The sequence below is a fragment of the Pseudomonas sp. B707 genome (genome assembly GCF_022496685.1).
GTDB classification, from domain to species: domain Bacteria; phylum Pseudomonadota; class Gammaproteobacteria; order Pseudomonadales; family Pseudomonadaceae; genus Aquipseudomonas; species Aquipseudomonas paraglycinae.
Map to the genome: position 1 here is coordinate 51,184 of NZ_WTVE01000010.1, position 26,756 is coordinate 77,939.

General features: G+C 62.3%; 25 protein-coding genes and 1 tRNA gene. 23 read left to right on the top strand and 3 right to left on the bottom strand.

Features of this window, described 5'->3' with window-relative positions:
• Positions 1 to 528 carry an NfeD family protein gene (locus GQX66_RS03630; RefSeq protein ID WP_240866519.1) on the bottom strand — a complete coding sequence of 176 codons (528 nt, stop codon included), beginning with the start codon at positions 526 to 528 and terminating at the stop codon, positions 1 to 3.
• Positions 529 to 724: 196 nt separating this feature from the next.
• Between GQX66_RS03630 and GQX66_RS03635 the strand changes: the two genes are divergently transcribed.
• The 15 genes from GQX66_RS03635 (at position 725) to pgaD (ending at position 16,380) form a co-directional block, all read left to right on the top strand.
• A complete protein-coding gene (locus GQX66_RS03635) occupies positions 725 to 1,186 on the top strand; it encodes a YbaK/EbsC family protein (RefSeq protein ID WP_007957669.1) in 462 nt (153 codons plus the stop codon).
• A gap of 126 nt (positions 1,187 to 1,312) precedes the next feature.
• Complete coding sequence (locus GQX66_RS03640) at positions 1,313 to 1,555, top strand: DUF2789 domain-containing protein (RefSeq protein WP_039773016.1); 243 nt, start codon at positions 1,313 to 1,315, stop codon at positions 1,553 to 1,555.
• 95 nt (positions 1,556 to 1,650) lie between these two features.
• Positions 1,651 to 1,896: a type II toxin-antitoxin system Phd/YefM family antitoxin gene (locus tag GQX66_RS03645; protein WP_039773014.1), complete on the top strand. Its 246-nt coding sequence runs from the start codon at positions 1,651 to 1,653 to the stop codon at positions 1,894 to 1,896.
• Positions 1,886 to 2,167 (top strand): type II toxin-antitoxin system RelE/ParE family toxin, encoded by a 282-nt coding sequence (locus GQX66_RS03650; protein WP_039773012.1) that lies wholly within the window; start codon positions 1,886 to 1,888, stop codon positions 2,165 to 2,167. Before GQX66_RS03645 ends, GQX66_RS03650 begins: the two co-directional genes overlap by 11 nt.
• Positions 2,168 to 2,291: 124 nt before the next feature.
• Positions 2,292 to 2,720, top strand: a complete 429-nt coding sequence (locus tag GQX66_RS03655; RefSeq protein ID WP_011331882.1) for a MarR family transcriptional regulator — start codon at positions 2,292 to 2,294, stop codon at positions 2,718 to 2,720.
• Entirely contained in the window at positions 2,717 to 4,780 is a 2,064-nt protein-coding gene (locus tag GQX66_RS03660) for an FUSC family protein (RefSeq protein ID WP_240866534.1), read from the top strand. Before GQX66_RS03655 ends, GQX66_RS03660 begins: the two co-directional genes overlap by 4 nt.
• The gene (locus tag GQX66_RS03665) at positions 4,777 to 4,986 is read left to right on the top strand and encodes a DUF1656 domain-containing protein (protein ID WP_007957657.1); all 210 of its coding nucleotides are present in this window, start codon (positions 4,777 to 4,779) and stop codon (positions 4,984 to 4,986) included. The genes GQX66_RS03660 and GQX66_RS03665 overlap by 4 nt, the downstream gene beginning before the upstream one ends.
• Positions 4,983 to 5,870 carry an HlyD family secretion protein gene (locus GQX66_RS03670; RefSeq protein ID WP_085702796.1) on the top strand — a complete coding sequence of 296 codons (888 nt, stop codon included), beginning with the start codon at positions 4,983 to 4,985 and terminating at the stop codon, positions 5,868 to 5,870. The genes GQX66_RS03665 and GQX66_RS03670 overlap by 4 nt, the downstream gene beginning before the upstream one ends.
• Entirely contained in the window at positions 5,867 to 7,309 is a 1,443-nt protein-coding gene (locus GQX66_RS03675) for a TolC family protein (RefSeq protein ID WP_064382679.1), read from the top strand. The genes GQX66_RS03670 and GQX66_RS03675 overlap by 4 nt, the downstream gene beginning before the upstream one ends.
• A gap of 93 nt (positions 7,310 to 7,402) precedes the next feature.
• Positions 7,403 to 8,038, top strand: coding sequence for a hypothetical protein (locus tag GQX66_RS03680; RefSeq protein ID WP_011331886.1), 636 nt, complete (start codon positions 7,403 to 7,405; stop codon positions 8,036 to 8,038).
• A 199-nt stretch (positions 8,039 to 8,237) separates the two neighbouring features.
• The gene (locus GQX66_RS03685; RefSeq protein WP_240866537.1) at positions 8,238 to 9,743 is read left to right on the top strand and encodes a YdgA family protein; all 1,506 of its coding nucleotides are present in this window, start codon (positions 8,238 to 8,240) and stop codon (positions 9,741 to 9,743) included.
• A 259-nt stretch (positions 9,744 to 10,002) separates the two neighbouring features.
• Complete coding sequence (gene pgaA, locus GQX66_RS03690; RefSeq protein WP_240866540.1) at positions 10,003 to 12,483, top strand: poly-beta-1,6 N-acetyl-D-glucosamine export porin PgaA; 2,481 nt, start codon at positions 10,003 to 10,005, stop codon at positions 12,481 to 12,483.
• Between the two features lie 12 nt (positions 12,484 to 12,495).
• Positions 12,496 to 14,493: a poly-beta-1,6-N-acetyl-D-glucosamine N-deacetylase PgaB gene (pgaB, locus tag GQX66_RS03695; protein WP_240866543.1), complete on the top strand. Its 1,998-nt coding sequence runs from the start codon at positions 12,496 to 12,498 to the stop codon at positions 14,491 to 14,493.
• Between the two features lies 1 nt (position 14,494).
• A complete protein-coding gene (pgaC, locus tag GQX66_RS03700; protein ID WP_236188851.1) occupies positions 14,495 to 15,850 on the top strand; it encodes a poly-beta-1,6-N-acetyl-D-glucosamine synthase in 1,356 nt (451 codons plus the stop codon).
• On the top strand, positions 15,847 to 16,380 hold the full coding sequence (gene pgaD / locus GQX66_RS03705) for a poly-beta-1,6-N-acetyl-D-glucosamine biosynthesis protein PgaD (RefSeq protein ID WP_074689361.1): 534 nt from the start codon (positions 15,847 to 15,849) through the stop codon (positions 16,378 to 16,380). The genes pgaC and pgaD overlap by 4 nt, the downstream gene beginning before the upstream one ends.
• On the opposite strand, the gene GQX66_RS03710 is transcribed toward pgaD, so the two are convergent.
• Positions 16,373 to 17,902: an FAD-dependent oxidoreductase gene (locus GQX66_RS03710; RefSeq protein ID WP_240866545.1), complete on the bottom strand. Its 1,530-nt coding sequence runs from the start codon at positions 17,900 to 17,902 to the stop codon at positions 16,373 to 16,375. The two genes, pgaD and GQX66_RS03710, sit on opposite strands and share 8 nt — an antisense overlap.
• Before the next feature lie 139 nt (positions 17,903 to 18,041).
• Here GQX66_RS03710 and GQX66_RS03715 point away from each other — a divergent pair, with 139 nt between their 5' ends.
• From GQX66_RS03715 to GQX66_RS03735, 5 genes are all read left to right on the top strand, one after another.
• Positions 18,042 to 18,602 (top strand): YbhB/YbcL family Raf kinase inhibitor-like protein, encoded by a 561-nt coding sequence (locus tag GQX66_RS03715; protein WP_102687455.1) that lies wholly within the window; start codon positions 18,042 to 18,044, stop codon positions 18,600 to 18,602.
• 87 nt (positions 18,603 to 18,689) lie between these two features.
• Positions 18,690 to 20,381, top strand: a complete 1,692-nt coding sequence (locus tag GQX66_RS03720; RefSeq protein ID WP_240866548.1) for a VWA domain-containing protein — start codon at positions 18,690 to 18,692, stop codon at positions 20,379 to 20,381.
• Between the two features lie 29 nt (positions 20,382 to 20,410).
• Positions 20,411 to 20,992 carry an RNA polymerase sigma factor gene (locus tag GQX66_RS03725; RefSeq protein ID WP_240866618.1) on the top strand — a complete coding sequence of 194 codons (582 nt, stop codon included), beginning with the start codon at positions 20,411 to 20,413 and terminating at the stop codon, positions 20,990 to 20,992.
• Positions 20,989 to 21,603, top strand: a complete 615-nt coding sequence (locus tag GQX66_RS03730) for a hypothetical protein (protein ID WP_240866551.1) — start codon at positions 20,989 to 20,991, stop codon at positions 21,601 to 21,603. Before GQX66_RS03725 ends, GQX66_RS03730 begins: the two co-directional genes overlap by 4 nt.
• 20 nt (positions 21,604 to 21,623) lie before the next feature.
• Positions 21,624 to 21,893, top strand: coding sequence for a hypothetical protein (locus GQX66_RS03735; RefSeq protein ID WP_011331897.1), 270 nt, complete (start codon positions 21,624 to 21,626; stop codon positions 21,891 to 21,893).
• 65 nt (positions 21,894 to 21,958) lie between these two features.
• Here the strand turns inward: GQX66_RS03735 and GQX66_RS03740 are convergent.
• Positions 21,959 to 22,035 (bottom strand) — tRNA-Arg (locus GQX66_RS03740).
• A gap of 443 nt (positions 22,036 to 22,478) precedes the next feature.
• On the opposite strand from GQX66_RS03740, the gene gabD reads away from it, so the two are divergent.
• The 3 genes from gabD (at position 22,479) to GQX66_RS03755 (ending at position 26,738) form a co-directional block, all read left to right on the top strand.
• Positions 22,479 to 23,921 (top strand): NADP-dependent succinate-semialdehyde dehydrogenase, encoded by a 1,443-nt coding sequence (gene gabD / locus GQX66_RS03745; RefSeq protein ID WP_102717905.1) that lies wholly within the window; start codon positions 22,479 to 22,481, stop codon positions 23,919 to 23,921.
• A gap of 186 nt (positions 23,922 to 24,107) precedes the next feature.
• Positions 24,108 to 25,385 carry a 4-aminobutyrate--2-oxoglutarate transaminase gene (gene gabT / locus GQX66_RS03750; RefSeq protein ID WP_007957613.1) on the top strand — a complete coding sequence of 426 codons (1,278 nt, stop codon included), beginning with the start codon at positions 24,108 to 24,110 and terminating at the stop codon, positions 25,383 to 25,385.
• A gap of 141 nt (positions 25,386 to 25,526) precedes the next feature.
• A complete protein-coding gene (locus GQX66_RS03755) occupies positions 25,527 to 26,738 on the top strand; it encodes a response regulator (protein ID WP_102687459.1) in 1,212 nt (403 codons plus the stop codon).
• Positions 26,739 to 26,756 lie beyond the last annotated feature (18 nt).

Here is a 26,756-nt window from a genome sequence, read left to right on the forward strand (position 1 = left end):
TCACTCTCCGAGCGGTGCCGCGTCAGTCGCGGCCACTTGCAGCAACAGACCCTTGCGCCCGACCACGCGCACCGGTTGCCCGGTGTGCAGCGGCGTGGCGCTCAGCACCTGCCAGCGTTCTCCTTGTAATTGCACCCAGCCGTTGCGGCTGTCTTCCGGTTGCACCACCGTCACCGCCGTGACACTGCCGAGCAGGCCGGCATCGCCGCTGACCGGTTGGCGCGGTCGGGTTTTCAGGGCGCGGATCAGCAATGCGATCAGCAACAGGGCGCTCACCAACCCGAGGCCGATCATCATCGGCACCGGCAGTTCGGCGTTGCTCAGGATCAGCGCGCCGATCACGAACATGACGATACCGCCGAGGCCGATCAGCCCGTAGTTGGGCAGCGCGGCTTCGGCGATCAGAAATGTGATGCCCAAGGTAATCAGCCACAGGCCGACCGGACTGACGGCGGTAAACGGACCGTCCGCCGCAACCACCGATCCACTCAGCAGCAACAGGGCAAGCGCACAGCAACGGATGTCCACGTGACCCTCCGCGAGAGTCAGGACTTGTTCTTACAGTCTAGTTGAGGCTGCGGCTGGATGATTTTTAACCAGTTTGCCCGCCCCGCCAGTGGGCGGATTTCCCGGTGTTCGCGGCCCGCCGGACTAGACTTTCAAGGACAGCCACAGCGTTTCATTACCGTCCGCCGCGCAGCGTCGGCGGGCACCGAGGTGCATCATGCGTATGGCCAAGAAAGTGCAGAGCAGCCTCAACCGGGCGCAATGCGAATATGACATCGTCACCCACCCGCACTCGTCCAGCAGCCTGGAAACGGCGCGGGTCTCCGGGATTGCCGCAGAGCGGGTGGCCAAATCGGTGATTCTGGACGACCGCCACGGGCACTACCTGATGGCGGTGCTGCCCGCCAGCCGCCACCTGGACTTGAGCAAGGTGCGCAGCAGCGGCGAATGGCAAATCACCCGCGAAAGCAATCTGGCGCACATTTTCGACGACTGCGAACGCGGTGCCGTACCGCCACTGGGCGATTCCTACGGCCTGGACATGGTCATCGACCCGCTGCTGACCCGGCAGAAAGACATCTACCTGGAAGCCGGCAACCACAACAACCTGCTGCACATGAGCATGCCCGAATTCCTGAAAATGGTGCCGCATGCGCAGGTGCGGGAGTTGAGTCAGTAGGTTTGCGGCGCTTTTGACGACGCTAATCGCGAGCAGGCTCGCTCCCACAGGTCCTGCGCTGAGCCTGTGGGAGCGAGCCTGCTCGCGAAATTCTTGCATCCACTGAATCTTCAAAGGACCAGAACAATGGAAAACCCGACGCACAGCCTCCCATCCCTGTTCAAGCAACTCGGCCTGGACAACGACCCGGTCAGCATCGACCAGTTCATCGCCACCCATTCCCCGCTCAAACCGGAACTGCACCTGTGCGACGCGTTTTTCTGGAGCAAAAGCCAGGCGGATTTCCTGCGCGACGAGATTCTCGATGATGCGGATTGGGCGGAGGTGGTGGATCAGTTGGATGTGATGTTGAGGAAGGGGCGGGGGTAATTATCAGCTTGCCGTTCGTAAGCTGAATCGACTCATCCGGTTGCCAGTAATGCTTCCTTAGACCAGAATTACGACCTCAATTGAGGTCTTTTATTATGCAAAGTGTTCTGGCCGATATGGCTGTCAGTGTTTCTGAACTGAAAAAAAACCCCTCCGCAGTGCTAAACGGCGCGCACGGAGGAGCAGTCGCTGTCCTGAATCACAACCGGGTCATGGGCTACATGGTGCCGGCTGACGTTTACGAAGCCATGATGGAGCGGCTCGATGATCTCGAGTTGGCAGAAATCGTTCGTTCTCGCAGTCACGAGACTCCCATACCGGTAAGCCTGGATGACCTATAAGCTCGAATTTCTGCCTTCCGCTCACAAAGAGTGGAACAAACTGGGTCATACGCTGCGTGATCAATTTAAAAAGAAGCTGGCTGAGCGTCTTGAGCGTCCGCGTATTCCGGCTGACTCGCTCCACGGCATGCCTGATTGCTACAAGATCAAACTCAAAGCGTCCGGTTATCGACTGGTTTACCAAGTGATCGAAGAGCGGGTGGTTGTCTCGGTAGTCGCCGTGGGTAAGCGCGAGCGAAGCGACGTCTACGAAAACGCGAAAAGACGTTGAGTTGAAGCACGCAACCCAATTTGTTTCAAAACTTGACTGAATTTCCCCACCAATGCGATATTGATAGTTAGCAAACTAACAGTGTGTGCATTCCCTCGTGCCGAATAACCTCGACGCTCTCCAGATGAACATCAGCAGTGCCATGGTGGTGGCCGCCAGGCATTGGCGGAAGATCTGCCAGACCACGCTGGTCAATTATGGAATCTCCGAAGCCTGCGCCGTCCCGTTATTGATGATCGGGCGGCTGGGCGAGGGTGTGCGCCAGGTGCAGGTGGCGCAGGCGGCAGGGATGGAGTCGCCGTCGCTGGTACGCCTGCTCGATCAGTTGTGTCACGCCGGGTTTGTCTGCCGCACCGAAGATGCCCAGGACCGTCGCGCCAAATGCCTGAGCCTGACCGACACCGGCCGTGAGCTGGTGCAAGCGGTGGAGGCGCAACTGGTGCGTCTGCGTCATGAAGTGCTCGAAGGCATCGACCAGCGCGATCTGGAGGCTACGCTTCGGGTACTGAGAGCTTTTGAGGCGGCCACTCCGCCAACGGTGATCAATCCGTGAACGGGTTCTTTTCCGGCATGCCCCCCGCGCGGGACTGGTTCTACGGGATCCGCACGTTCGCGGCTTCGATGACCGCGCTGTACATCGCTTTGCTCATGCAGATGCCGCGTCCTTATTGGGCGATGGCCACGGTGTACATCGTTTCCAGTCCGTTCCTCGGGCCGACCAGTTCCAAGGCGCTGTATCGGGCGATCGGCACGTTTCTCGGTGCGGCGGCGGCGGTGCTGTTCGTGCCGATGTTCGTCCAGAGCCCGTACGTGCTGGTGGTGGTCATCGCCCTGTGGACGGGGATTTTGCTGTTCTTGTCCCTGCACCTGCGCACCGCCAACAACTACGCGCTGATGCTGGCCGGCTACACCTTGCCGTTGATCGCCCTGCCGGTGGTGGATAACCCGTTGGCGGTGTGGGACGTGGCCGAGTCGCGGACTGAAGAGATCTTTCTCGGCATCGCCGTGGCGGCGGTGGTCGGCGCGATGTTCTGGCCACGACGCCTGGCGCCGGTGTTCAACGACGCCGTGGGCAAGTGGTTCGCCGACGCCACAACTTACAGTCTGAAATTCCTCAGCCGCGACGTGCAGCCCGAAGAGGTCGCAGCCCTGCGCATGGCGATGGTCGGCAGTTTCAACAGCCTGGAGTTGATGATCGGCCAGTTGCCGCACGAAGGTGCGCGGCCGCAGACGGTGCGCAACACCAAGGAACTGCGCGGGCGGATGATCCATCTGCTGCCGGTGATCGACGCCCTTGAGGATTCGCTTTACGCCCTCGAACGGCGCACGCCCGAGCTGGTGGAAAAATTCGCCCCGCTACTCACCGCGACCCGCGAATGGCTTGGCCACAAAGACGCCGATCTGGAACGCTGGCAAGCGCTGCGGGATCAGCTCGAAGCGCTGCAACCGAGCGCCGAAGCCCTCGAAGATCGCAAGCAGTTGCTGTTTTCCAACGCGCTGTATCGCCTCGGCGAGTTCATCGATCTGTGGCAGGACTGCCGCAGCCTGCAGGACGCAATCCTGTGCGAGCGCCAGGACAGCTGGCGCGCGGTGTATCGTCACTGGCGCCTCGGTCGCCTGACGCCATTCATCGACCGCGGGCTGATGCTGTATTCGGTGGCCTCGACCATTCTGGCGATCATCGTCGCCTCGATGTTGTGGATCCTGCTCGGCTGGACCGACGGCGGCAGCGCGGTGATTCTGGCGGCGGTGTCGTGCAGCTTCTTCGCCTCGATGGACGACCCGGCGCCGCAGATCTACCGGTTCTTTTTCTGGACCGGGATGTCGGTGCTGTTTGCCAGTCTGTACCTGTTTCTGGTGCTGCCGAACCTGCATGACTTTCCGATGCTGGTGCTGGCGTTCGCGGTGCCGTTCATCTGTGTCGGCACCCTGACGGTGCAGCCACGCTTCTACCTCGGCATGCTGCTGACGCTGGTCAACACTTCTTCGTTCATCAGCATTTCCGGTGCTTACGACGCGGACTTCTTTGCCTTCGTCAATTCCAACCTGGCGGGCCCGATCGGGTTGTTGTTTGCGTTTATCTGGACGCTGATCGCCCGGCCGTTCGGCGCCGAACTGGCGGCCAAGCGCCTGACCCGTTTCAGCTGGAAAGATATCGTCAGCATGACCGAACCGGCCAACCTCGCCGAACACCGACAGCTTGGCGTGCAACTGCTCGACCGCCTGATGCAGCACCTGCCGCGTCTGGCGCTGACTGGCCAGGACACCGGTATCGCCATGCGCGAAGTGCGCGTGGGGCTGAACCTGCTCGACCTGCTCGCCTACACGCCGCGAGTGACGGGCGCACCGAACGCGCTGCTCAAGCAAGTGGTGGCAGAGGTCGGCGAATATTTCCGGGCCTGTCTCAAGGCCGGCGAACGCCTGCCGGCACCAAGCGCTTTGCTGATGACCATGGATCGCACCCGCCGCGCGCTCAATGGCCATGGCGATGAAGAAACCCGACTCAACCTGTTGCATGCCTTGAGCGGTTTGCGGCTGGCGCTGTTGCCCGGTGTGGAATTCGTTTCCAACGCAGAGCCCGAAGAACCGCTGCCCGAAGGAGCGCCCCTATGATCGGTGATCTGGACATCAGCGGCATTTTCCTGCCGACCCTGCTGGTGTTGATGGGCATCACTTATGTGCTGTTTGTTTTGGTACACGGCGTGCTCACACGCCTGCATTTCTACCGTCTGGTCTGGCACCGGGCATTGTTCAACGTGGCTCTCTACGCCGTGATGCTGTACGGCGTGGATTCACTCAGTCGATACCTGATGACATGAAAAAACCGTTTCTGACCCTCGGTCGCGTCGTTCTGACGCTGCTGATCGTGACTTTCGCCGTCGTCGTGGTCTGGCGCATGGTGATGTATTACATGTTCGCGCCCTGGACCCGCGACGGCCACATTCGCGCCGACATCGTGCAGATCGCCCCGGACGTGTCCGGGCTGATCCAACAGGTCGAAGTGAAGGACAACCAGTTGGTGAAACGCGGTCAGGTGCTGTTCAGCATCGACCAGGACCGTTTCAAACTGGCGTTGCGCCAGGCCAGGGCGGCTGTCGCTGATCGCGAAGAAACCCTCGCACAGGCGCAGCGTGAAGCTAAACGTAACCGTGGCTTGGGCAATCTGGTGCCGGCCGAACAGCTGGAAGAAAGCCAGTCGAAGGTGGCCCGCGCGCAATCGGCCCTGGCCGAAGCGCTGGTGGCGGTGGACAGCGCTCAGCTCAACCTCGATCGCTCGGTGATCCGCAGCCCGGTGGACGGCTACGTCAACGACCGTGCGCCGCGCTCGCAGGAATTCGTCACCGCCGGGCGTCCGGTGCTGTCGGTGGTCGACAGCAATTCGTTCCACATCGACGGCTATTTCGAAGAAACCAAACTCGACGGCATCCATATCGGCCAGTCGGTGGATATCCGCGTGATCGGCGACCGCGCTCGCCTGCGCGGGCACGTCGAAAGCATCGTCGCCGGTATCGAAGACCGTGACCGTTCGAGCGGCAGCAACCTGCTGCCCAACGTCAACCCGGCGTTCAGCTGGGTGCGTCTGGCGCAACGGATTCCGGTGCGCATTGCCTTCGACGACGTACCGGATGACTTCCGCATGATCGCCGGGCGTACCGCAACCGTGTCGATCATCGACGATCAACCGCAGGAGCCCGCAAAATGAGCAGGGCTCTGATGATCGCCGGACTGGGCATGATGCTGTCGGCCTGCTCGATGGTCGGGCCGGATTATCACGTGCCCGAAGACGCGGCGATCCAGCGCAAGGATTTCCAGGGCGACCTGGCGGTGGCCGGCAAACCGGTGGTGTCGGCCCCGGTGCCGGCGGACTGGTGGCGGCTGTATCAGGATCCGCGTCTTGATCAACTGGTGCAGCAGGCCATGGCGTCCAACACCGATCTGCGGGTGGCAGCGGCGAACCTGTCGCGGGCCCGTGCGCAGGTCGATGAAGCCGAGGCGGCCGGTGGCTGGAGCGGCGGCGTGAAGATGGGCGCGCAACGCTTGCAGGAATCCGGCGAGGCATTCCTGCTGCCGGAGAAAGTGCCGGTGGCCAACATCGGCGATATCGGCATCAGCGCGTCCTACCAGTTCGACCTGTGGGGCACCCTGCAACGCGGGATTGAAGCGGCGAAGGCCAACGCCGACGCGACCCAGGCCGCTGCCGATACCGCGCGCATCACTCTGGTCGCCGACGTGGTGCGGGCCTACACCCAGGTCTGCGCGGCGAACGAGGAGCGGGAAATCGCCCAGCATTCCCTCGACCTGCAATCCCAGAGCACCACCCTGATCCAGCGTCTGCGCGATGCCGGGCGCGGCGACGAAACCCAGGTCACCCGTTCGCAGACCCAATTCAAATCCCTGCGCGCCGACATGCCGCGCTATGAGGCGGCGCGGCAGGCCGGGTTGTTCCGTCTGTCGATGCTGCTGGCCAAGCCTGTCGATCAATTGCCGGCCGGCACCGCGACCTGCGCCGAACTGCCGAAAATCGCCCAGTTGGTGCCGGTGGGCGATGGCGCTGCGCTGCTCAAGCGTCGGCCGGACATCCGTCAGGCCGAGCGGCGTCTGGCGGCTGCGACGGCTGGTATCGGTATCGCCACCGGCGAGCTGTACCCGGACATCAGCTTCGGCGCGACGATCGGCACTGTCGGCATTCTGGACAACCTTGGCAAACCGTCCACCAACCGCTGGGGCTTCGGCCCGTCGCTGAGCTGGAGCGTGCCGACCAACGGCGCCCGGGCCCGAATCCGCGAAGCCGAAGCCACGACCCAGGGCGCGCTGGCGCATTTCGACGGCGTGGTGCTCAACGCCATCCGCGAAACCCAGACCGGCCTGTCCCAGTACTCCGCGCTGCTGCAACGCCGCGATGCGCTGGCCGATGCCGAGCAGTCGGCGAAGCTGGCGGCCGACCAGACGCACCGCTTCTTCCAGGCCGGCCGCGAGTCGTTCCTCGCCGACCTGCAGGCCACCCGCACCTACACCGATGTCACCGCGCAACTGGCCGCCGCCAACACCCAGGTTGCCATGAGCCAGATCGATTTGTTCCTCGCCCTGGGCGGCGGTTGGGAAAGCGGACGAACGCAAGCCTCGAGCGCCAGCAAACCCTGAGGCCGTTGCTATGCTTTGAAGTATTGAAAGGGCGCCCCGAACCAGGCGCCTTTTCAGTGCACATCGCTAGCGCAGGTCTAGGGGAAACCAATAATGAAAAACCCTTACGCTCTCGGCTTCTGGTGCGCCCTGGTAGCCCTGGTGCTGCTGTCGGCCACCTATTTCTACGGCATCATGCTGGCCCACCAGATCGACAAGGCAATGGTCTTCCTCGACAGCACCGTGGCGCTGATCGCGGTCATGGCGATCGTGGTCGTGGCGTCGGCGCTGGTGCAGACCCAGCGACTCAAGAAACGCCAGCTCGAGCAAAGTAAGACATTGCTGCTGATCTGGGACACCAAGGTCGCGCTGCGCAAAGTCGAAACCGTATTCGACCGCTACTTCTGGGGCGGCTACTGGCAACCGGGGCGGACCTTCGCCGAAGTCATGGGCGAGCTCACCGGCACGCCGCTGGAAAAAAGCCTCGAAGCCCTGAAAAAACAATGTCTGGCCCTCGACCGACAAGTCGCCGGCGACGGCTGGCACTGGCTCAACAACGCCCGCGAACTGTCGGACGTCGCAACCGCCATGGCCCGTGAGCGTTATCAACTGGATTTCTGCGACCCGCGCAGCGACGGGCCGGGCGGAGCGGTGATCGACCGGGATTTCGAAGTGCTGGTGTACACCTGGACCGCACGGCTGAAAAGCTTCGACCATCAGCTCGATGAGATCGAGGTGCAATATTCCTGATCATTAAAAGATCGCCGAACCCGGCGATCTTTTTGTTTGTCCATGTCTCGTGGACATTCTTTAACCTTTAAACATTGGGCCGCGTCGCACTGCCAGTGCTAATCTCCACCGCTAAATTCAGCGGAGTCGCGCCACGGCCCGGTCACGGGTTCAGGGAAGACGACCACACTTTCAGCCACGGAAATCGATCAGGTCATTCATGAATAAATCAGCAGGCGTGCTTCTCGGAATTGTTGTGGCCATTGGCGCCATCAGCGTAGGCGGGGCCTGGTACACGGGCACCAAAATCGAAGGCGTGCTGAACAACGCCGTCGCCAACGCCAACAGCGAGTTGCAGACCGCCATGGCCGGCTCCAACGGCAGTGCATCGCTGGAGCTGGTATCGCTTGAGCGCAACACCTTCAGCAGCACCGCGCACTATCGCCTCAAGGGCGAGGGTGAAATGTTCGGCGAAGCGCCGGTCGAGTTGCTGTTCGTCGATCACATCGAACACGGTCCGTTGCCGTTCTCGCGACTGGTGTCGCTGAAATGGCTGCCGGTCATGGCCACCAGTCACTACGAGCTGGAAAAGACCCCGATCACCGAAAAATGGTTTGCCGCCACCAAGGGCGCGGCGCCGCTCAAAGGTGTGGTCAACATCGGTTACGACCAGTCCACCACCGGTAACCTCGAACTGCTGCCACTGGAAACTGCGCTGGATGACAAGTCGAACCTGAAGTTTTCCGGCCTGAACATGGACATTTCCGCCAGCGCTCAGGCCCAGAAGGTCAAGGCCGACGGCTACATGGACAGCCTGCGCCTGACCACGGTCGCCGAAGACCAGACCCCGGTGCAGATCGAACTCAACGGCCTGACCCTGGCCAGCAACCTCGCCAAGAGCACCTACGGCTACTACACCGGCGAGAACACCCTGGAGCTGACCAGCAGCAAGACCACCTTCGGCGCCAAACAGTCGGTACTGGGCGTGAAGAACTTCGAGATGAAGAACCGCACTGAAGAGAACGGCAGCAACGCCTCCGGCCGTGCCGACTACAAGGTTGCTGAAGTAACCCTCAACGACAAGAAGATCGGTTCGGCCAACCTGGCCATGAGCCTGAAAAATCTCGACATCCCGTCGGCCATGTCGCTGATGCAGATCTACCAGACCAAGCTGCAGCCATACGAAAAAGCCGCTGCCGAAGCCACCGCCGCCGGCCTGCCGGCACCGGAGCTGAACCTGACCGAAGCCGAGTCCACCCAGGTCAAGGCCGACCTGCAGAAACTGCTGGCGGTCGGGCCGCAATTGGCGCTGGAAGACCTGTCGCTGAAAACCGCCAACGGCGAAAGCCGGGCGAATCTGGTGCTTGATCTGACCAAGCCTGCGTCGATGGACCTGCCACCGGATCAACTGGGCAAACAGTTGATCGCGCTGCTGGACATCAATGTGTTGGTGTCCAAGCCGATGCTGGTCGATCTGCTCAGCGTCCAGGCGCAAATCGATGGCCAGACCGATGCCAAGGCCATCGTCGACCAGGCCAGCGCTGGCGCCGACATGTTCGCCGGCATGGCCGTTGGTTCGCAGTTGGCGACACTGGATGGCACCAACGTTGTCACCAAGCTGCATTACGCCGCCAATCAGGTTGAATTCAACGGCCAGAAGATGACCGTCGAGCAGTTCGTGGGCTTCCTGATGAGCAAGTTCGGCAGTATCGAACAGCCTCAGTAAACGCCTCGCGCGTCACCGAAACGCCCGGCCTCTGCACCCGCAGACGCCGGGCGTTTTGCTGTCTGGCATCCGGGTTAACGGTTAGCCGGGGCCAGTCATCGTCACGAATCTGAACAATTATTGTGTTCTGAATATTGATCTACGCTTGCGTGCAAGACTGCTTGGATAAGCTTGGCTGAGCGTTTTTTGCTTGGCCTCCGTTACGAAATGGGCAAGGGGGGGCGTTGCTACCCGGCTGGCCATGTAAGGATGCTGACGAATGCCGCGTATTGATGTTCCTGTATTACATCGTGGTTTACGCCCTTTGTTTCGAGTCGCGCTGTGCAGCCAGTTGCTCTGGCCGGCGTTCGCGTTCGCCGACACGGCCTACGATCAAATGGTGCTCGACGCCCGGGCCGGGCATTACACGCCCGCGCTGACCGTTTTGCGTCAGGTACCGCCGGCCCAGGCCACCACCGGCCAGGTCAGCGATCACCTGCAAATTGCCGGTTGGGCCGGGCTCGACGCCGAAGTGGTGCAGGTCTACGAGACTCAGGGTCGTGGCCGGGCACTGCCGGTTCAGGCGCTGACCGCCACCGCCCGGGCCTACCGCAACCTCAAACGCTGGGATCAGGCGATCGAGGTCTACAACAAGGCCCTGACGCTGGAGCCGGACAACGCCGACCTGCAACTCGGTCTGGCGCTGACCCAGGCCGACTCCGGCAAGCCCGACGAAGGGGTGATCCGCGCCCGTTCGCTGGTCGCCGCCAAACCCGATGATCCTTCCCGCCGACTGGCGCTGGGCTACGCCCTGAATCGCGCCGGCAAGCCGTACGACGCGCTGTTCGAATACGACCAGGCTTTCGTTCGCGCCGGCAACAAACCCGAGGTCGCTCGCGAATACGTGGTCGCCCTGCAAAAGGCGCGTCTGCCGGAGCCGGCACTGCGGCTGGCCAAACAGCGTCCAGGGCTGATCGATCCCGTCACCTTGCGCCGTCTTGAAGGCGATCTGGCTGCGGAACGCGTGCGACTCGCCGAATTGGCCACCCGCAGCGAAAAAGAACGCTACGTGATCGCCGACCGCGCCCTGGCCGACTACGACCAATTGCTCGCCACCTGGACCCCGGACTCTACGGCCCACGACGACGTGACCCGCTGGCGCATCGACCGCATGGGCGCGCTCAAGGCCCGGGCGCGCACCGCCGAAGTCATCAGCGAATACCAGAAGCTGCAAGCCGAAGGCGTGAAGATCCCGACCTACGCCCTGCGCTGGGTGGCGGCGTCCTATCTGGATCAGCGCCAGCCGGAAATCGCCACCGATCTTTACCGTCAGGTGCTGGCAGCGCCGGACGCCGATGTCGGCGACCGACTCGAAGACACCACGGCTCTGTATTACGCGCTGCTGGAAAGCGACCGCGCCGAAGAGGCGCGCAAAGTCGCTGAAGATCAGGCCAGGGCGCAGAAGCCGCGCGTCGAACTCAAGGGCCTGCCGATCGGCAACCCCAACGACGAATGGATGGACGCCCAGCAACTGGCGGCGCAGGCCGGAACTTACGGTTCCGACCTGCCCCACGGCGAAGAACGTTTGCAGACCCTGGTGGATCAGGCGCCGGGCAACATCGGCCTGCGCCTGGCCCAGGCCGATCTGTACCTGGCCCGTAACTGGCCGCGCCGCGCGGAAAACCAGCTCAAGGAAACCGAGAGCATCGCGCCGCGCGACATGGGCCTCGAAGTCGCGCAGGCCCGCACCGCCATGGACTTGCAGGAATGGCGGCAGATGGATGCGCTGACCGATGACGTGGTGGCGCGCTTTCCTGACAACCGTCAGGTCCAGCGTCTGGCCCGTGAACGCGAAGTGCACGACATGTCCGAGCTGCGCGTCGAAGCCTATGGCGGCAAGGCCAACGGAGGCAGCGGTGGCGATGCAGGCGCGGTCACCGGCAGCCGGGATTTCGGCATCCAGACTACCCTTTACAGCCCGCCGATCGATGAAGACTGGCGGGTGTTCGCCGGGGCCGGATACGCCACCGGCGATTTTGCCGAAGGCACCGGCCACCACCGCTTCCAGCGTGTCGGTCTGGAGCGTCGCACCCGCGACATGACCCTTGAAGCCGAGGTGTCGAATCATTCCTATGGTTTCGGTGACAAGCAGGGCGCGCGTCTGGCGATTGCCCGCGACATCGACGATCACTGGCAATACGGCGGCAGCCTCGAATACCTGTCGGCCGAGACCCCGCTGCGGGCTCTCAACAGCGACATCAAGGCCAACGGCGGCAGCGGTTTCATCCGCTGGCGCGGCAACGAGAGCCGCGAGTGGCGGCTGGCGGTCAGCCCGTCGCACTTCAGCGACGGCAACAACCGTGTCGAAGCCTTGCTGACCGGAAAAGAGGGCGTCTACAGCGCGCCGAACCTGCAAGTCGATGCGGGCCTGGAAGTGGGCACCAGCCACAACTCCAAGTCCGATGACGTGCCGTACTTCAACCCGAAGTCGGACTTCAGCGTCATGCCGTTGCTGAACGTCAATCACGTGCTGTACCACCGCTACGAAACCGTCTGGAGCCAGCAGTTCCAGGCCGGTGCGGGTACTTACAGCCAGCGTGATCACGGCACCGGCGGCATGGCATTGCTCGGTTACGGCCAGCGCTACGCCTGGAACGACGTGTTCGAGGTGGGCGGTTTGTTCAGCGTGATCAACCGGCCCTACGACGGTGACCGGGAAACCGATCTGCGTCTGCTCGTCGACCTCACTTTCCGCTTCTAGAAGAGTTTGAAGATGCCTTTGATTTCGCGTTTCATCCTTCTGCTGGGAGTGCTGCTGGTCAGCGCCTGCGCCCAGCAAGCCCCGGCCTTTGTGCCGCCGTCCGAGCGACCGGTGGCAGCCAATGAAAAGCCCTGGCCGAAAAACCACGTGCTGGGCATTGCCTACCACGACGTCGAAGACCGTGATCCCGATCAGGCAGTGGTGGCGGTGCGCACCGAGCGGCTGCTCGAACAGCTCGCCTGGCTGCGGGAAAACAACTACCAACCGGTGACGGTCGACCAGATCATGGCCGCGCGCAAGGGCGGGCCGGAACTGCCGCCCAAGGCGATCCTGCTCAGCTTCGACGACGGTTACTCAAGCTTCTACACCCGCGTACTGCCGGTGTTGCGCGCCTACAACTGGCATGCGCTGCTGGCGCCGGTCGGCACCTGGATCGATACGCCGCTGAACCAACCGGTGGACTTCGCTGGCACGCCGCGTCCGCGCTCGGACTTCCTGACCTGGGCTCAGGTGCGGGAAATCTCGCAATCGGGCCTGGTGGAAATCGCCGCCCACACCGACGCCAGCCACAAAGGCATCCTCGCCAACCCGCAAGGCAACCTGCAGCCGGCGGCCGCGACCCGGCGCTACGATCCGGTGAGCAAACGCTACGAATCCGAAGCCGATTTCCAGGCGCGGATCCGCGCCGACGTGCAGGCGATCTCGGAGAAAATCCGCAAGAACACCGGTAAAAAACCGCGTATCTGGGTCTGGCCTTACGGGACGGCGGACGGCACGTCGCTGACCGTGGTGAGCGAAGAGGGCTATGAAATGGCCCTGACCCTGGATGACGGTCTCGATGCTCTCGACAACCTGATGAGCGGGCCGCGTTTCCTGGTCGCCTCCGACCCTGACGGCGAGCACTTCGCCAACAGTGTGGTCGGCGTGCAATCGGATTTCACCATGCGCGTCGTGCATGTGGATCTGGACAACGTCTACGACCCGGATCCCGCGCAGCAGGAAATCAACCTCGGCAAACTGATCCAGCGCATGGCCGACATGGGCGCCAACACCGTGTTCCTGCAAGCCTTCGCCGATCCGAAGGGCGATGGGCTGGTGCATTCGTTGTACTTCCCCAACCGTCATCTGCCGATGCGCGCCGACCTGTTCGACCGCGTCGCCTGGCAATTGCGCACACGGGCTCACGTGAAGGTCTTTGCGTGGATGCCGGTGCTGAGTTTCGAACTGGATTCGAAGCTGCCACGGGTGACTCGCTGGGATCCGAAGACCGGCACGACCGCTGTCGACCCGGATCAGTACAAACGCCTGTCGCCGTTCGACCCCGAGGTGCGGCGGATCATCGGCGAGATATACGAAGACGTGGCACGCCTGACTTCGGTCGACGGCATTCTCTATCACGACGACGCGGTGCTTTCGGATTTCGAAGATGCCGGCCCTCAGGCGCTAAAGGCCTATGTCGCGAACGGCTTGCCGGGCTCGATCGCCGCTCTGCGTGACGATCCGGCAGCCATGCAGCGCTGGACGCGCTTCAAGAGCCGTTACCTGATCGACTTCACCAACGAACTGACCGCCAAGGTGCGCGCGATTCGTGGCCCGCAAGTGCTCACCGCGCGCAACATCTTCGCCGAGCCGGTGCTCAATCCGCACAGCGAAGCGTGGTTCGCGCAGAACCTCGACGACTTCCTCGGGACTTACGACTGGACGGCGCCGATGGCCATGCCGCTCATGGAAAAACAGACCCAGGCGCAATCCGGCCCGTGGCTCGAAGCGCTGGTGGCGAAGATCAAACAGCGCCCCGGTGCGCTGGATCGCACGGTGTTCGAACTGCAGGCCCGGGACTGGACGAAAAAAGACCAGGCCGACATCGACGGCGCACAACTGGCCGACTGGATGAGCCGCCTCAAGCGTCAGGGCGCCACCAGTTTCGGCTACTACCCGGACAACTTCCTCGAGAATCTGCCGGACCTGAAAACCGTGCGGCCTGCACTCTCCAACAAATGGAACCCATGACATGCTGGATAGACTGCTGGCCCTGCTTGTTCTGGCGATCGTCCTCGGCGTCCCGCTGGGGCTGATCTTCCTGGTCACCGGGCAATTCCTGATGGACTTCGTGTTCTTCTACCCGCTGTTCATGTCCGGGTTGTGGATTTCCGGTGGCCTGTATTTCTGGCTGCACTGGGAGCGGCACTGGCCGTGGAAGGACGACACCCTGCCGCCACCGCTGGAAGGCGAACCGCTGATTTCGATCCTGATCCCTTGCTACAACGAGGGCGACAACGCCGCCGACACCATCCACGCGGCGCTGGCGCAGCACTACCCGAACATCGAAGTCATCGCGATCAACGACGGCTCCAAGGACAACACCGCCGAAGTGCTGGATGCGCTGGCCAAGGAAGATCCACGGCTGCGTGTGCTGCACCTGGCGGAAAACCAGGGCAAGGCCGTGGCCCTGCGCATGGGCGCCATCGCTGCGCGCAGCGAATATCTGGTGTGCATCGACGGTGACGCGCTGCTGGCGCCGAACACCGCCGCTTACCTTGTGGCGCCGATGCTGGACAACGCACGACTGGGCGCGGTGACCGGTAACCCACGGATCCGCACGCGTTCGACTCTGGTCGGGCGGGTTCAGGTCGGCGAGTTCTCGTCGATCATCGGGCTGATCAAGCGTACCCAGCGGGTGTTCGGGCGAATCTTCACCGTGTCGGGTGTGATCGTCGCGTTCCGCCGCACCGCGCTGAACCGGGTCGGCTACTGGAGCCCGGACATGATCACCGAAGACATCGACATCAGCTGGAAGCTGCAATTGGATCACTGGAGCATCTTCTACGAGCCCCGTGCCCTGTGCTGGATCCTGATGCCGGAAACCCTGCGCGGTCTGTGGAAGCAGCGCCTGCGCTGGGCCCAGGGCGGTGCCGAAGTGCTGTTCAAGAACATCCGCGGGATCTGGCAGTACCGTCACCGTTACCTGTGGCCGCTGCTGTTCGAATACTGCCTGTCGACCGGTTGGGCGTTCACCTTCCTGTTGTCGGTGATCTTCTGGGCCGTCGGCAAGTTCGTGGTCATGCCTGAAGCCATTGCCGTCGATCACCTGATGCCCCCGGCGTTTACCGGTCTGCTGCTGGCGTTTGTCTGCCTGGTGCAGTTCGCGGTCAGCATCATCATTGACCGTCGTTACGAACCGGGCCTGGGCAAGACCATGTTCTGGGTGGTCTGGTATCCGATCGCGTTCTGGTTCGTCAGCCTGCTGACCACGCTGGTCAGTTTCCCCAAAGTCTTGTTCGGCCAACACCAGAAGCGTGCGCGCTGGGTCAGTCCCGATCGGGGTATCAAGCCGCTCGGGGACGATGAAGAGGAGGTTATCAAATGAAAATCATCCGGACCCGCCAACGGCCGTTTCTGGTGGTGGTCGATGCGTTCTTCACGGTGCTGGCCTGGATCGGTCTGCTGTATCTGCTGGCGCGCGGTTTATGGCCGCTGATCGAGACCCACGAAGGCGGGCCGCGCATCGACAATTCGGCGTTCGAAGCCCTCGGCACTTTGCAGATTTATCTGTGGGTGGCGCTGGTCAACGCAGTTATCCTGATCGGCTGGGCGCGCTATCAGCAACGCAAGAGCCGAAGCTTCGCTCAACGCCGCCTGCCGTCCCCGGTGGTCGACGATGAGGGGCTGAGCCGCAGCTTCAAACTGTGCGACGAGCGCTTTCAGAAGCTGCGCGGGCCGGGCGTGATGACCATCCACAACGATCAGGACGGCGATGTCAGTCATGTGGTGCCGCATCTGTGGCCGGTTCAGCCGCAGGAGCTCCCGCCACCGCTGGCCCCGCTGGAGCATCCTCGGGTGATCTTTCTGCACGCCGAGGACGACGACAACCGCGAGCCGCTGAACCGGATCACCTGACGGCGCGAATCAGCCGCCAGGCTTCATCCATCGGCAGCGGTTGTTTCATGCGTTCGGCCAGCAACGCCATCGCCCGTTCCTGCTCACAGGCCACCGCCGCCACCACCACCCCCTTGCTCCCGAACAGCCCGATAAACGGCGGCTGTTCGGGTTCACCGATAAATTCGACCGCATCCCACGCCTCGGCGTGACCGAGATAGTCGTAGTTGCGGCCGAAATGCCAGGTCCAGAAATACGGCACGTCGAGGTAATGCTCATCGCCACCGAGCAGGTTCGCGGCGGCGATCCGCGCGTGCTGCTGGGCCAGGCGCCAGTGTTCGATGCGTTGTGGTTTGCCGTTCAGCGGGAAGGTGGCGATATCGCCAATCGCCCACAGACTGTCCGCGACGCGCAGGCTGGCATCGACCAACAGTGATTGATCGTCCTCGCGCGGCAAATCGCCGAACGCTTCGGTGGCCGGATGCACGCCGATTCCCGCCAACACCAGATCCGCCGACAGGCGCAGGCCGTTGTCGAGCAACACCGCCTCGACCTTGCCGTCGCCGGTGATCTCCCTGGCTTCGTGATCAGTGATGAATTTCACGCCGTTTTCTTCGTGCAGCGCACGGATCGCCTTGCCGACGGCTTCACCGAATTGCGCCGCGAAGGGAATCGCATGGCGCGCCAGCACCGTCACCTCGAGCCCGTGCTGGCGCAGGGCCGAAGCGCATTCGAGCGCAATGAAACTGTCACCGATGATCACCGCGCGCTGACCGGGTTGGGCGGCGTCCATGATGGATTGCGCCTGGGCTTTGGAGCGCAGGACAAACACCTGGGGCAGGTCGGCACCGGGCAGTTTCAGCGCGTTGGGCGCTGCGCCGGTGGCCAGCACCGCCGCGCTGTAATGCAGTGTGCGGCCATCGCTCAGGTGAAGGGTTTTGGTATCGGCATCGAGCCCGGTGACCTCGCCTGAAACCCGGTTGATGTGCTGTTCGCGGTAAAAATCGTCATCGCGCAGGGGCGGGGTTTCCGGCGGCGGCATTTCCCCGGACAGCACGAATTTGCTCAGCACCGTGCGGTCGTAGCCGGCGTCCGGCTCGCGGTCGATCAGCACGATCCGCCCGCCGAAGCCTTTTTCCCGCAGGGCGGCGGCGCAGGCCGTTCCCCCGGCACCGGCGCCGACGATGACAAAGGTGCGCGGATCGTCCTGCGGCGGAGTGTGCGGATCCGGCAGCGGCTGGTCATCGACCCATACTTCGTCGCCGCGCAGTTCCAGCGGATAGCGCTTGAGACTGTCCAGCGCCGGAGGCTCGCACAACGCGCCATCTTCGGCGCGAAAAGCTGCCTTGTGCCACGGGCAGATCAGCCGGCCGTGGCACAACGCACTTTCCGCCAGCGGCGCGCCGGCATGCGGGCATTGCCCCTGAAAGGCGCGCAACTGGCCGGCGGCGCGCAGCAGGACGATCTTGCAGTCGCCGATCTGTACCTCCAGCCCACGGTCTTCAGGCACATCGGCGAAACGGGCGACACGGTGCAGGGTCATGGTCGTGCTCCTCACAGGCATTTCTCTTACGAGTTTGGGCCGCATTGCGAGGTTCAGCCATTTCCCACTGCCACGGCACGAACGGTACGGCTATAGTTTGCAGGCCGACGAAGGCCCAACTGCACAAGGTGCTCCCGGAATGACCCGATTGACCTCTCTCAACCCTTGGCTGGCGGCCGTTGCCGTCGCCCTTTGCGTGCAGTTTCCGGCGCAGGCCCAGGAGCGTTTCACCCTCAGCATTCCCGGTGTGTCGGATAACCGCCTGTTCACCTCGGCGGCGGCCAGCGATGCGGCCGGTTGCGGCGGCAAGAACCAGTCGCCGGCCCTGAGCTGGAATGCCGGCCCCAGCGGAACCCTGAGCTACGCCATCGTCATGCACGATCCGGACGGCCAGAAAGGTTCGGGTGTCGATCACTGGATTCACTACGGGATCAAGGCCACGACCCGGCAGATTCCGGCGGGTGTCGGCGCCAAATCGGCCCTTGAAGGCGTCGGTGGCACCAACAGCAAAGGCACCACCAGCTACATCGGCCCGTGCCCGCCGGTTGGCGACAGCGCGCACCACTACATCATCCAGATCTACGCCCTGGATCTGGCCCCGGACGCCTTGCCGGCCGGCCTGACCCGCGCCCAGCTGATGGAAAAGATCAAAGGCCACGTGCTGCGCAACAGCAGTGCGGTGCGGCGTTATCACCGCTGAAAAAATTTCGGCGAGGTTTAACCCGAACTGACAGGGCTGCCCGTCTCAGGGGATGAATGGATCAATTCTTCCCCGAGGTCAGCCCCCATGTCCCTTCCTTCCACGCTTCTGCGCCCCCTTGCTGCCAGTGTGTTGCTGGTGGTTGCCGGTTGCGGTGTTTCCTCCAGCCCGGAGACCACCGTCGCGCCGCCTCCGGCGCAGACCGAACTGAAATCCTCCGTGCAGCCCGAATTGGTCATGGCCGATAGCGCGATGGCCAAGCGCAGTGCACTGGCGGCGCCGATCGCCAGTTTTGCACCGATGCCGGCCAGTGAAAGTTATCCACAAGGCTATCGTGACGAACAACGCGAGCAGTACGCCAAGCTGGCCGACAACCCGATCCACAGCGTCGCCGAAACCCCGGTCTCGACCTTCAGCGCCGACGTCGACACCGGCGCCTACGCCAATGTGCGGCGCCTGCTCAATCAGGGTCGACTGCCGCCGGAAGGCGCGGTGCGGCTGGAAGAAATGGTCAATTACTTTCCCTACGACTACGCGCTGCCGAGCGATGGCTCGCCCTTCGGCGTGACCACCGAACTGGCCGCTTCGCCGTGGAACCCACACACACGCTTGCTGCGCATCGGCATCAAGGCCTCCGACCGCGCGGTGGCGGAACTGGCCCCGGCCAATCTGGTATTTCTGGTGGACGTGTCCGGCTCGATGGACCGTCGAGAAGGCTTGCCGCGGGTCAAAAGCACCTTGAAGTTGCTGGTCGATCAATTGCGCGAGCAGGATCGGGTATCGCTGGTGGTGTATGCCGGCGAATCCAGAGTGGTACTGGAGCCGACTTCCGGACGGGAAAAGGCGAAAATTCGCACAGCCATCGAGCAATTGACCGCCGGTGGCTCGACCGCTGGCGCTTCAGGCATCGAGTTGGCTTATCAGATGGCGCAGCAGGCGTTCATCCCCAAAGGGATCAACCGCATCCTGTTGGCCACCGACGGTGACTTCAACGTCGGCATCAGCGACTTCGATAGCCTGAAACAAATGGCTGTGGATAAACGCAAGACCGGGATTTCCCTGACCACCCTGGGTTTCGGTGTGGATAACTACAATGAACACCTGATGGAACAACTGGCCGATGCCGGTGACGGCAATTACGCCTACATCGACAACCTGCGCGAAGCGCGCAAGGTGCTGGTGGATCAACTCGGTTCGACCCTCGCCGTGGTAGCGAAAAACGTCAAGTTGCAGGTCGAGTTCAACCCGGCGCAGGTCAGCGAATACCGCCTGCTCGGTTACGAGAACCGCGCGTTGAAGCGTGAGGATTTCAGCAACGACAAGGTCGATGCCGGTGAAATCGGTGCAGGCCATACGGTGACGGCGTTGTATGAAATCGTCCCGACAGGCGAGAAGGGCTGGCTGGAACCGCTGCGTTACGGAAAAACCGATGCAGTGGTTTCCGAAAAGAAAGGAGAATTGGCAATGCTGCGTGTGCGATATCAAAAGCCTGAGGGTGGGAAAAGTCTGCTGATCGAGCGGCCGATTGCCAGTCAGGTTGCTCCGGCCAGTGAAGACCTGCGCTTTGCTGCCGCCGTCGCCGCGTTTTCCCAGCAACTCAAGGACGGCCGCTACACTGGCGAATTCAGCTTGAAGGACACCGAAGCCCTGGCGCGAGGTGCCCGTGGTGATGACCGCTTCGGCCTGCGCAACGAATTCGTGCAGCTGGTTGAACTGGCGCAGAGCCTGCGTACTTCTACTGCCTCCAGCGCGATGTCCACTGAGCGACGGATTGAATAGTGAGCCGCCTCAAAGGCTTCATCACACAGCTGTTTGCCTCCGCCGACAGCCTTGAGGCCAGCAGCGACGAATCGCTGCTGGCCCGTTATCGCGAGGGTGACGGCAAGGCGTTCGAGATCCTGTACGCCCGTCATCGGCAAAGTCTTTATCGGTTTCTGCTCGGTTTGAGCGGCAAACCTGAACTGGCCGACGAGGTTTTCCAGGAGACCTGGCTGAGCCTGATCCGCAGTGCCAGTCAGCCACAAGGCCGGGCGACCTTTCGTACGTGGTTGTTCCAGATTGCCCGCAATCGCCTGATCGACCACTGGCGCAAACACGGCGCCCGGCAACCGTTGCATGACAGCTACGACGAACAGACCCACGCCGTCAGCGACGACGCCTCCGATCCCGAACAACTGCTCAACCTCAGCCGCGACAGCCAGCGCTTGGAGAGCGCTCTGCAATCCTTGCCCGCCGACCAGCGCGAAGTGTTCATGCTGCGCGCCCACGGCGACCTCGATCTGGCGCAAATCGCCAGCCTCACCGAAACACCGCTGGAAACCGTCAAGAGCCGCTTGCGCTACGCCCAGCAAAAACTGCGTCGGCTGCTGGCCGAGGAGGTACTGACATGACGGACGCCCGCCCGACACCCGAAGAGCAAGTGCTCAAGCACGTGCGCGAACAGCACAACGCCGAGCCGCCGGCGCATCTCGATGCGCTGATCCTCAACGCCGCCCACCGTGAAACCCCGGCACCACGGCAAAACCTGTGGCAACGCTGGCTCAAGGCCTGCCAGCAACCGCGCTATCAGGTGGTTTTTGCCAGTCTGGTCGGCATCGCGCTGATGCTGTCGCTGGTGCAACGCGCGCCGGAACCCGTGGCTCAATACGATTTCGCCCCCGCCGCGAAACCGGCTGCGCCAGTGGCCCGCCAGGAGGCCCGATCATTGTCGGCGCCCGCCGGCGCGCTTTCTGCGCCTGCACCCGCAATGGCTCCCGCGCCAATGGCGGAAATGGCCGCACCGATGCAGAGCGAATCGATCAGCGCCGACACGGCGGACGAAGCCAAGGTCAGCAAGCGCGCCGCCGCCCCGGTCAACGGTCTTGACGCGCAACTGCGTGAAGTCCTGCGCCTGCGCGAGTCCGGCCAGTCGCAAGCGGCCGACAGCCTGTTCAACAACCTGCACATGCGCTACCCGAACGTGAATCTCGACCTGCGACTGGAAAAAATCCGCAAGAACTGACCGTATCAGCCATCCGCCATTTGGCATTGACCCGCAAAAACGCGCACTATCGGGTCATTGCCGATGCGCTGGAGGATGCCGTGGCCCAAAAAATCGACCGCATCGCCCAAATGCTCAACTGCCCGGTGAAGGGTGAGGAACTGCGGCGGGCAGTGACGGAGAGTCGCAAGGAGTTTCTTCTGGCCAAGCAGGCCGAAGAGGATCTGGAGGAAGACGTTCTCGATGATGACTTGATCGAGGACGAAGAAGACGATGATGAATACGACGAGTTTGACTGGACGACGGAGTGAGTCGCCAGCCAGCAGGCACAAAAAAGCCCCGGACCTTGCAGTCCGGGGCTTTTTCGTTTTGTTCATGGCGCACCAGGCGGGATTCGAACCCACGACCCCTGCCTTCGGAGGGCAGTACTCTATCCAGCTGAGCTACTGGTGCAGCGGGCGACATCATACCTAGGTCGGCTCGGGGCGTCCATGCCGGGTTTTGGTGCGTATTGTCAGTGCGCATGTCGGTTGAAAAGCACTGCATTCCATAAAGCTGTAACGTCCTGCAAAAGGCTCGCTTGGCGCTTTTGAGAGGCTGTTCTATGGTTTCCCTGCGACCCGAGCTGTTGGTACGTTGATCTGAAATGTTCAGCAATTGCGGCGTTTTTGTTCTTTTTTTCGAACGCCCTATTGTCCTTCAACCCCTTTGAACCTAGGATTCGTTTGAGATTTCAAACGCTCCTTATCCAGGTGCTGAGCCGCACGCGTTTTGAGTCGTGCGCTATTGATGTGCCAGCCCGGTGAATGATTTCCCTGACGGCAGCCTTGCGAGGCGCCTTTCTACAATCATAATTTTGCTCCGCGCCTTGCGCGGTGCTGTTAAGGAAAGCCGACATGCAGCTTAAAGACACCCAGTTGTTCCGCCAGCAAGCCTTCATCGATGGCGCATGGGTCGACGCGGACAGCGGTCAGACGATCAAGGTCAACAACCCGGCCACCGGCGAGATTCTGGGCACCGTGCCGAAGATGGGCGCTGCCGAAACCCGCCGCGCCATCGAAGCCGCCGACAAGGCGTTGCCGGCCTGGCGTGCACTGACCGCCAAGGAGCGTGCAGGCAAGCTGCGTCGCTGGTTCGAACTGATGATCGAGCACCAGGACGACCTCGCTCGCCTGATGACCCTCGAGCAGGGCAAACCACTGGCCGAAGCCAAGGGCGAAATCGTTTACGCCGCTTCGTTCATCGAGTGGTTCGCCGAAGAAGCCAAGCGCATCTACGGTGACGTGATTCCGGGCCACCAGCCGGACAAGCGCCTGATCGTGATCAAACAACCGATCGGCGTTACCGCTGCCATCACCCCGTGGAACTTCCCGGCGGCGATGATCACTCGTAAAGCAGGTCCGGCGCTGGCCGCCGGTTGCACCATGGTGCTCAAGCCTGCTTCGCAAACTCCGTTCTCCGCATTCGCTCTGGCCGAACTGGCCCAGCGCGCCGGCATCCCTAAAGGTGTGTTCAGCGTGGTGTCCGGCAGCGCCGGCGACATCGGCAGCGAGCTGACCAGCAACCCGATCGTGCGCAAACTGTCCTTCACCGGCTCGACCGAAATCGGTCGTCAGCTGATGTCGGAATGCGCCAAGGACATCAAGAAAGTCTCCCTGGAACTGGGCGGCAACGCGCCATTCATCGTGTTCGACGACGCGGACCTGGATAAGGCCGTCGAAGGCGCGATCATTTCCAAGTACCGCAACAACGGCCAGACCTGCGTCTGCGCCAACCGTCTGTACATTCAAGATTCGGTCTACGATGCGTTCGCCGAGAAGCTGAAAGTGGCAGTCGCCAAGCTGAAAATCGGCAACGGTCTGGAAGAGGGCACCACCACTGGCCCGCTGATCGACGAGAAAGCCGTGGCCAAGGTGCAAGAGCACATCGCTGACGCGGTGAGCAAAGGCGCAACCGTTCTGGCCGGTGGCAAGCCGATGGAAGGCAACTTCTTCGAGCCGACCATCCTGACCAACGTGCCGAAAGACGCTGCCGTGGCCAAGGAAGAAACCTTCGGTCCGCTGGCGCCGCTGTTCCGCTTCAAAGACGAAGCCGACGTGATCGCAATGTCGAACGACACCGAGTTCGGTCTGGCTTCGTACTTCTACGCTCGCGACCTGGGCCGTGTGTTCCGTGTGGCTGAAGCCCTGGAATACGGCATGGTCGGCGTCAACACCGGGCTGATCTCCAACGAAGTCGCGCCGTTCGGCGGCATCAAGGCCTCGGGCCTGGGCCGTGAAGGCTCCAAGTACGGCATCGAAGATTACCTGGAAATCAAATACCTCTGCCTGGGCATCTAAGCCTCGGTAGAAGATCGCTGTAAACGCAAAGGGCACGAGAGCGCTGTCCCTTTGCGTCGTTTCAAACCGGAATTTTCTCTGCGGCCGGGAACGCCGTGGCAGTCGATCATCGCATGCTGCCACCGCCGATTCCTCCCGCTTTATCCTTGAACCACGCCGCCCGATGAGCGGCGAATGAGGACTGTAATGAGCAAGACTAACGCTGAACTGATGGCCCGTCGTACCGCAGCTGTTCCACGTGGTGTTGGCCAGATTCACCCGATCTTCGCCGAGTCCGCGAAAAACGCGACCGTGACCGACGTTGAAGGTCGTGAATTCATCGACTTCGCTGGCGGTATCGCTGTACTGAACACCGGCCACGTGCACCCGAAAATCATCGCCGCCGTGACCGAGCAGCTGAACAAGCTGACTCACACCTGCTTCCAGGTTCTGGCTTATGAGCCGTACGTTGAGCTGTGCGAGAAAATCAACGCTCGCGTACCGGGCGACTTCGCCAAGAAAACCCTGCTGGTGACCACCGGTTCCGAAGCCGTTGAAAACGCCGTGAAGATCGCTCGTGCCGCCACTGGCCGCGCTGGCGTGATCGCCTTCACCGGCGCTTACCACGGTCGCACCATGATGACCCTGGGCCTGACCGGTAAAGTCGTGCCTTACTCGGCCGGCATGGGCCTGATGCCAGGCGGCATCTTCCGCGCGCTGTACCCGAACGAACTGCACGGCGTGAGCATCGACGACTCGATCGCTTCCATCGAACGCATCTTCAAGAACGACGCCGAGCCGAAAGACATCGCCGCGATCATCATCGAGCCTGTACAGGGTGAAGGTGGTTTCTACGTCGCACCGAAAGAATTCATGAAGCGTCTGCGTGCCCTGTGCGACCAGCACGGCATCCTGCTGATCGCTGACGAAGTGCAGACCGGCGCTGGCCGTACCGGCACGTTCTTCGCCATGGAACAGATGGGTGTTGCTGCCGACCTGACCACCTTCGCCAAATCCATCGCTGGCGGCTTCCCGCTGGCCGGTGTGTGCGGCAAGGCCGAGTACATGGACGCCATCGCTCCAGGCGGCCTGGGCGGCACCTACGCCGGTAGCCCGATCGCTTGCGCCGCGGCCCTGGCCGTGATGGAAGTGTTCGAAGAAGAAAAACTGCTGGACCGCTGCAAGGCTGTCGGCGAGCGTCTGGTCACCGGCCTGAAAGCCATCCAGGCCAAGTACCCGGTGATCGGCGAAGTCCGTGCCCTGGGCGCCATGATCGCGGTCGAGCTGTTCGAAAACGGCGACAGCCACAAGCCAAACCCGACCGCAGTCGCTGCCGTCGTGGCCAAGGCGCGTGACAAGGGCCTGATCCTGCTGTCCTGCGGCACCTACGGCAACGTGCTGCGCGTCCTGGTACCGCTGACCTCGCCGGACGAGCAACTGGACAAAGGTCTGGCGATCATCGAAGAGTGCTTCTCGGAGCTGTAATCCGTAGCACCGCGTGATCGGATCGACAAAAAACCCGCTTCGGCGGGTTTTTTCATGCCTGGAGAATCACGGGCGCGGTTTTCAGGTTGTACCGAATCGCCAGCATTGGCTAAGGTTCAAGCATTGCAAGGGAGGGCGAGCATGACGGCCGTCGATTTACCCGCTGTACCAAGAGTCCTGATTGCCGAGGCCGACCCGTGGTCTCGTGACCTGCTCAAACAAGTGTTGCTGAATGTGCGCTGCGATGCGCGGCTGGACCTGTGCGCTGATGGCCAGGAGGCGATGACGCTGCTCAGCGAAGTCCCCTATGACCTGGCGATCGTCGACTGGGAGTTGCCCGGCGTCGATGGCTTGAGCGTGTTGCGCAGTGTCCGCCAGCGCAAACGCAATCCGCCGCTGCCGTTCATTCTGATGAGCAGTCGCAACGACAGCGCCAGCGTGCGCGAAGCCCTGCCGCTGGCGCCGACCGCCTACCTGGCCAAACCCCTGAACATGGAAAGCCTGACCGAGCGTTTGCAGGGATTGCTGCTGAATGCCGGCGAAGAAGTGTTCTGTGAAGTACCGGCGCTGGCGCCGGGCATGACCCTCTCGGTTTTCCTCGAACGTCGCCGCGAGCAGGCCGACGGCGCACCGCTGATGACTGACGTGCAGGTGGCGGTCAAACGCAGCCTCAACCCCAACGGCCTGGACCTGAAGCTGCTGGAAGAGGAAATCCGCACCGATCCGCAGATCACCGCCGTGTTGATTGCAGCGTCGAACAGCGCCGCTCAGCATCATGGCGCGCCGGTGCAGACCCTGGCGCAGGCGCTGCATCGCCTGGGCACCGGGCAAAGCATGAATCTGATTCTTGGCCTTGCACTCAAACGCAGCGCCCGACTTAGCGACCCGTGCCTGGCGGATTACGCCGAGCGCTATTGGGGCTTGTCGCTGCACACCGCCGAGTACGCCCGCACCTTGGCGCGTCTGCTCGATCTGGATCAGGAACGCTGCTACTGCGCCGGGATGCTCCATCGCCTCGGCGATCTGGCGTTGCTGCGTTGTCTTCAAGAGTGGAAGCAGGCCGGCGGCGAGCTGGATGAACTGGAAGAAGTCGGCGATGCGCTGGCGGAATTCGGTGCGGCGTACGGTTCGGCGTTGCGCACTCGCTGGCGCCTGCCGCTGGAACTGCGCGAGCTGATTGCCTCGGTCTACCAGCTCGGTGGCGGGGTGTATTCCCGCGAGGCACTGGTGATGAACATGGCGGCGCAGATGGCGCGGCTGACCGAGCATGAGGGCGTTGAGGAGCTGGCGAAGAGCCGCACGGCGCGCTTGCTCAAAATCGGCTTGCCGGAGCTGATGCGGATGCGCAAATAGCGGCTTGATTGCGCATCC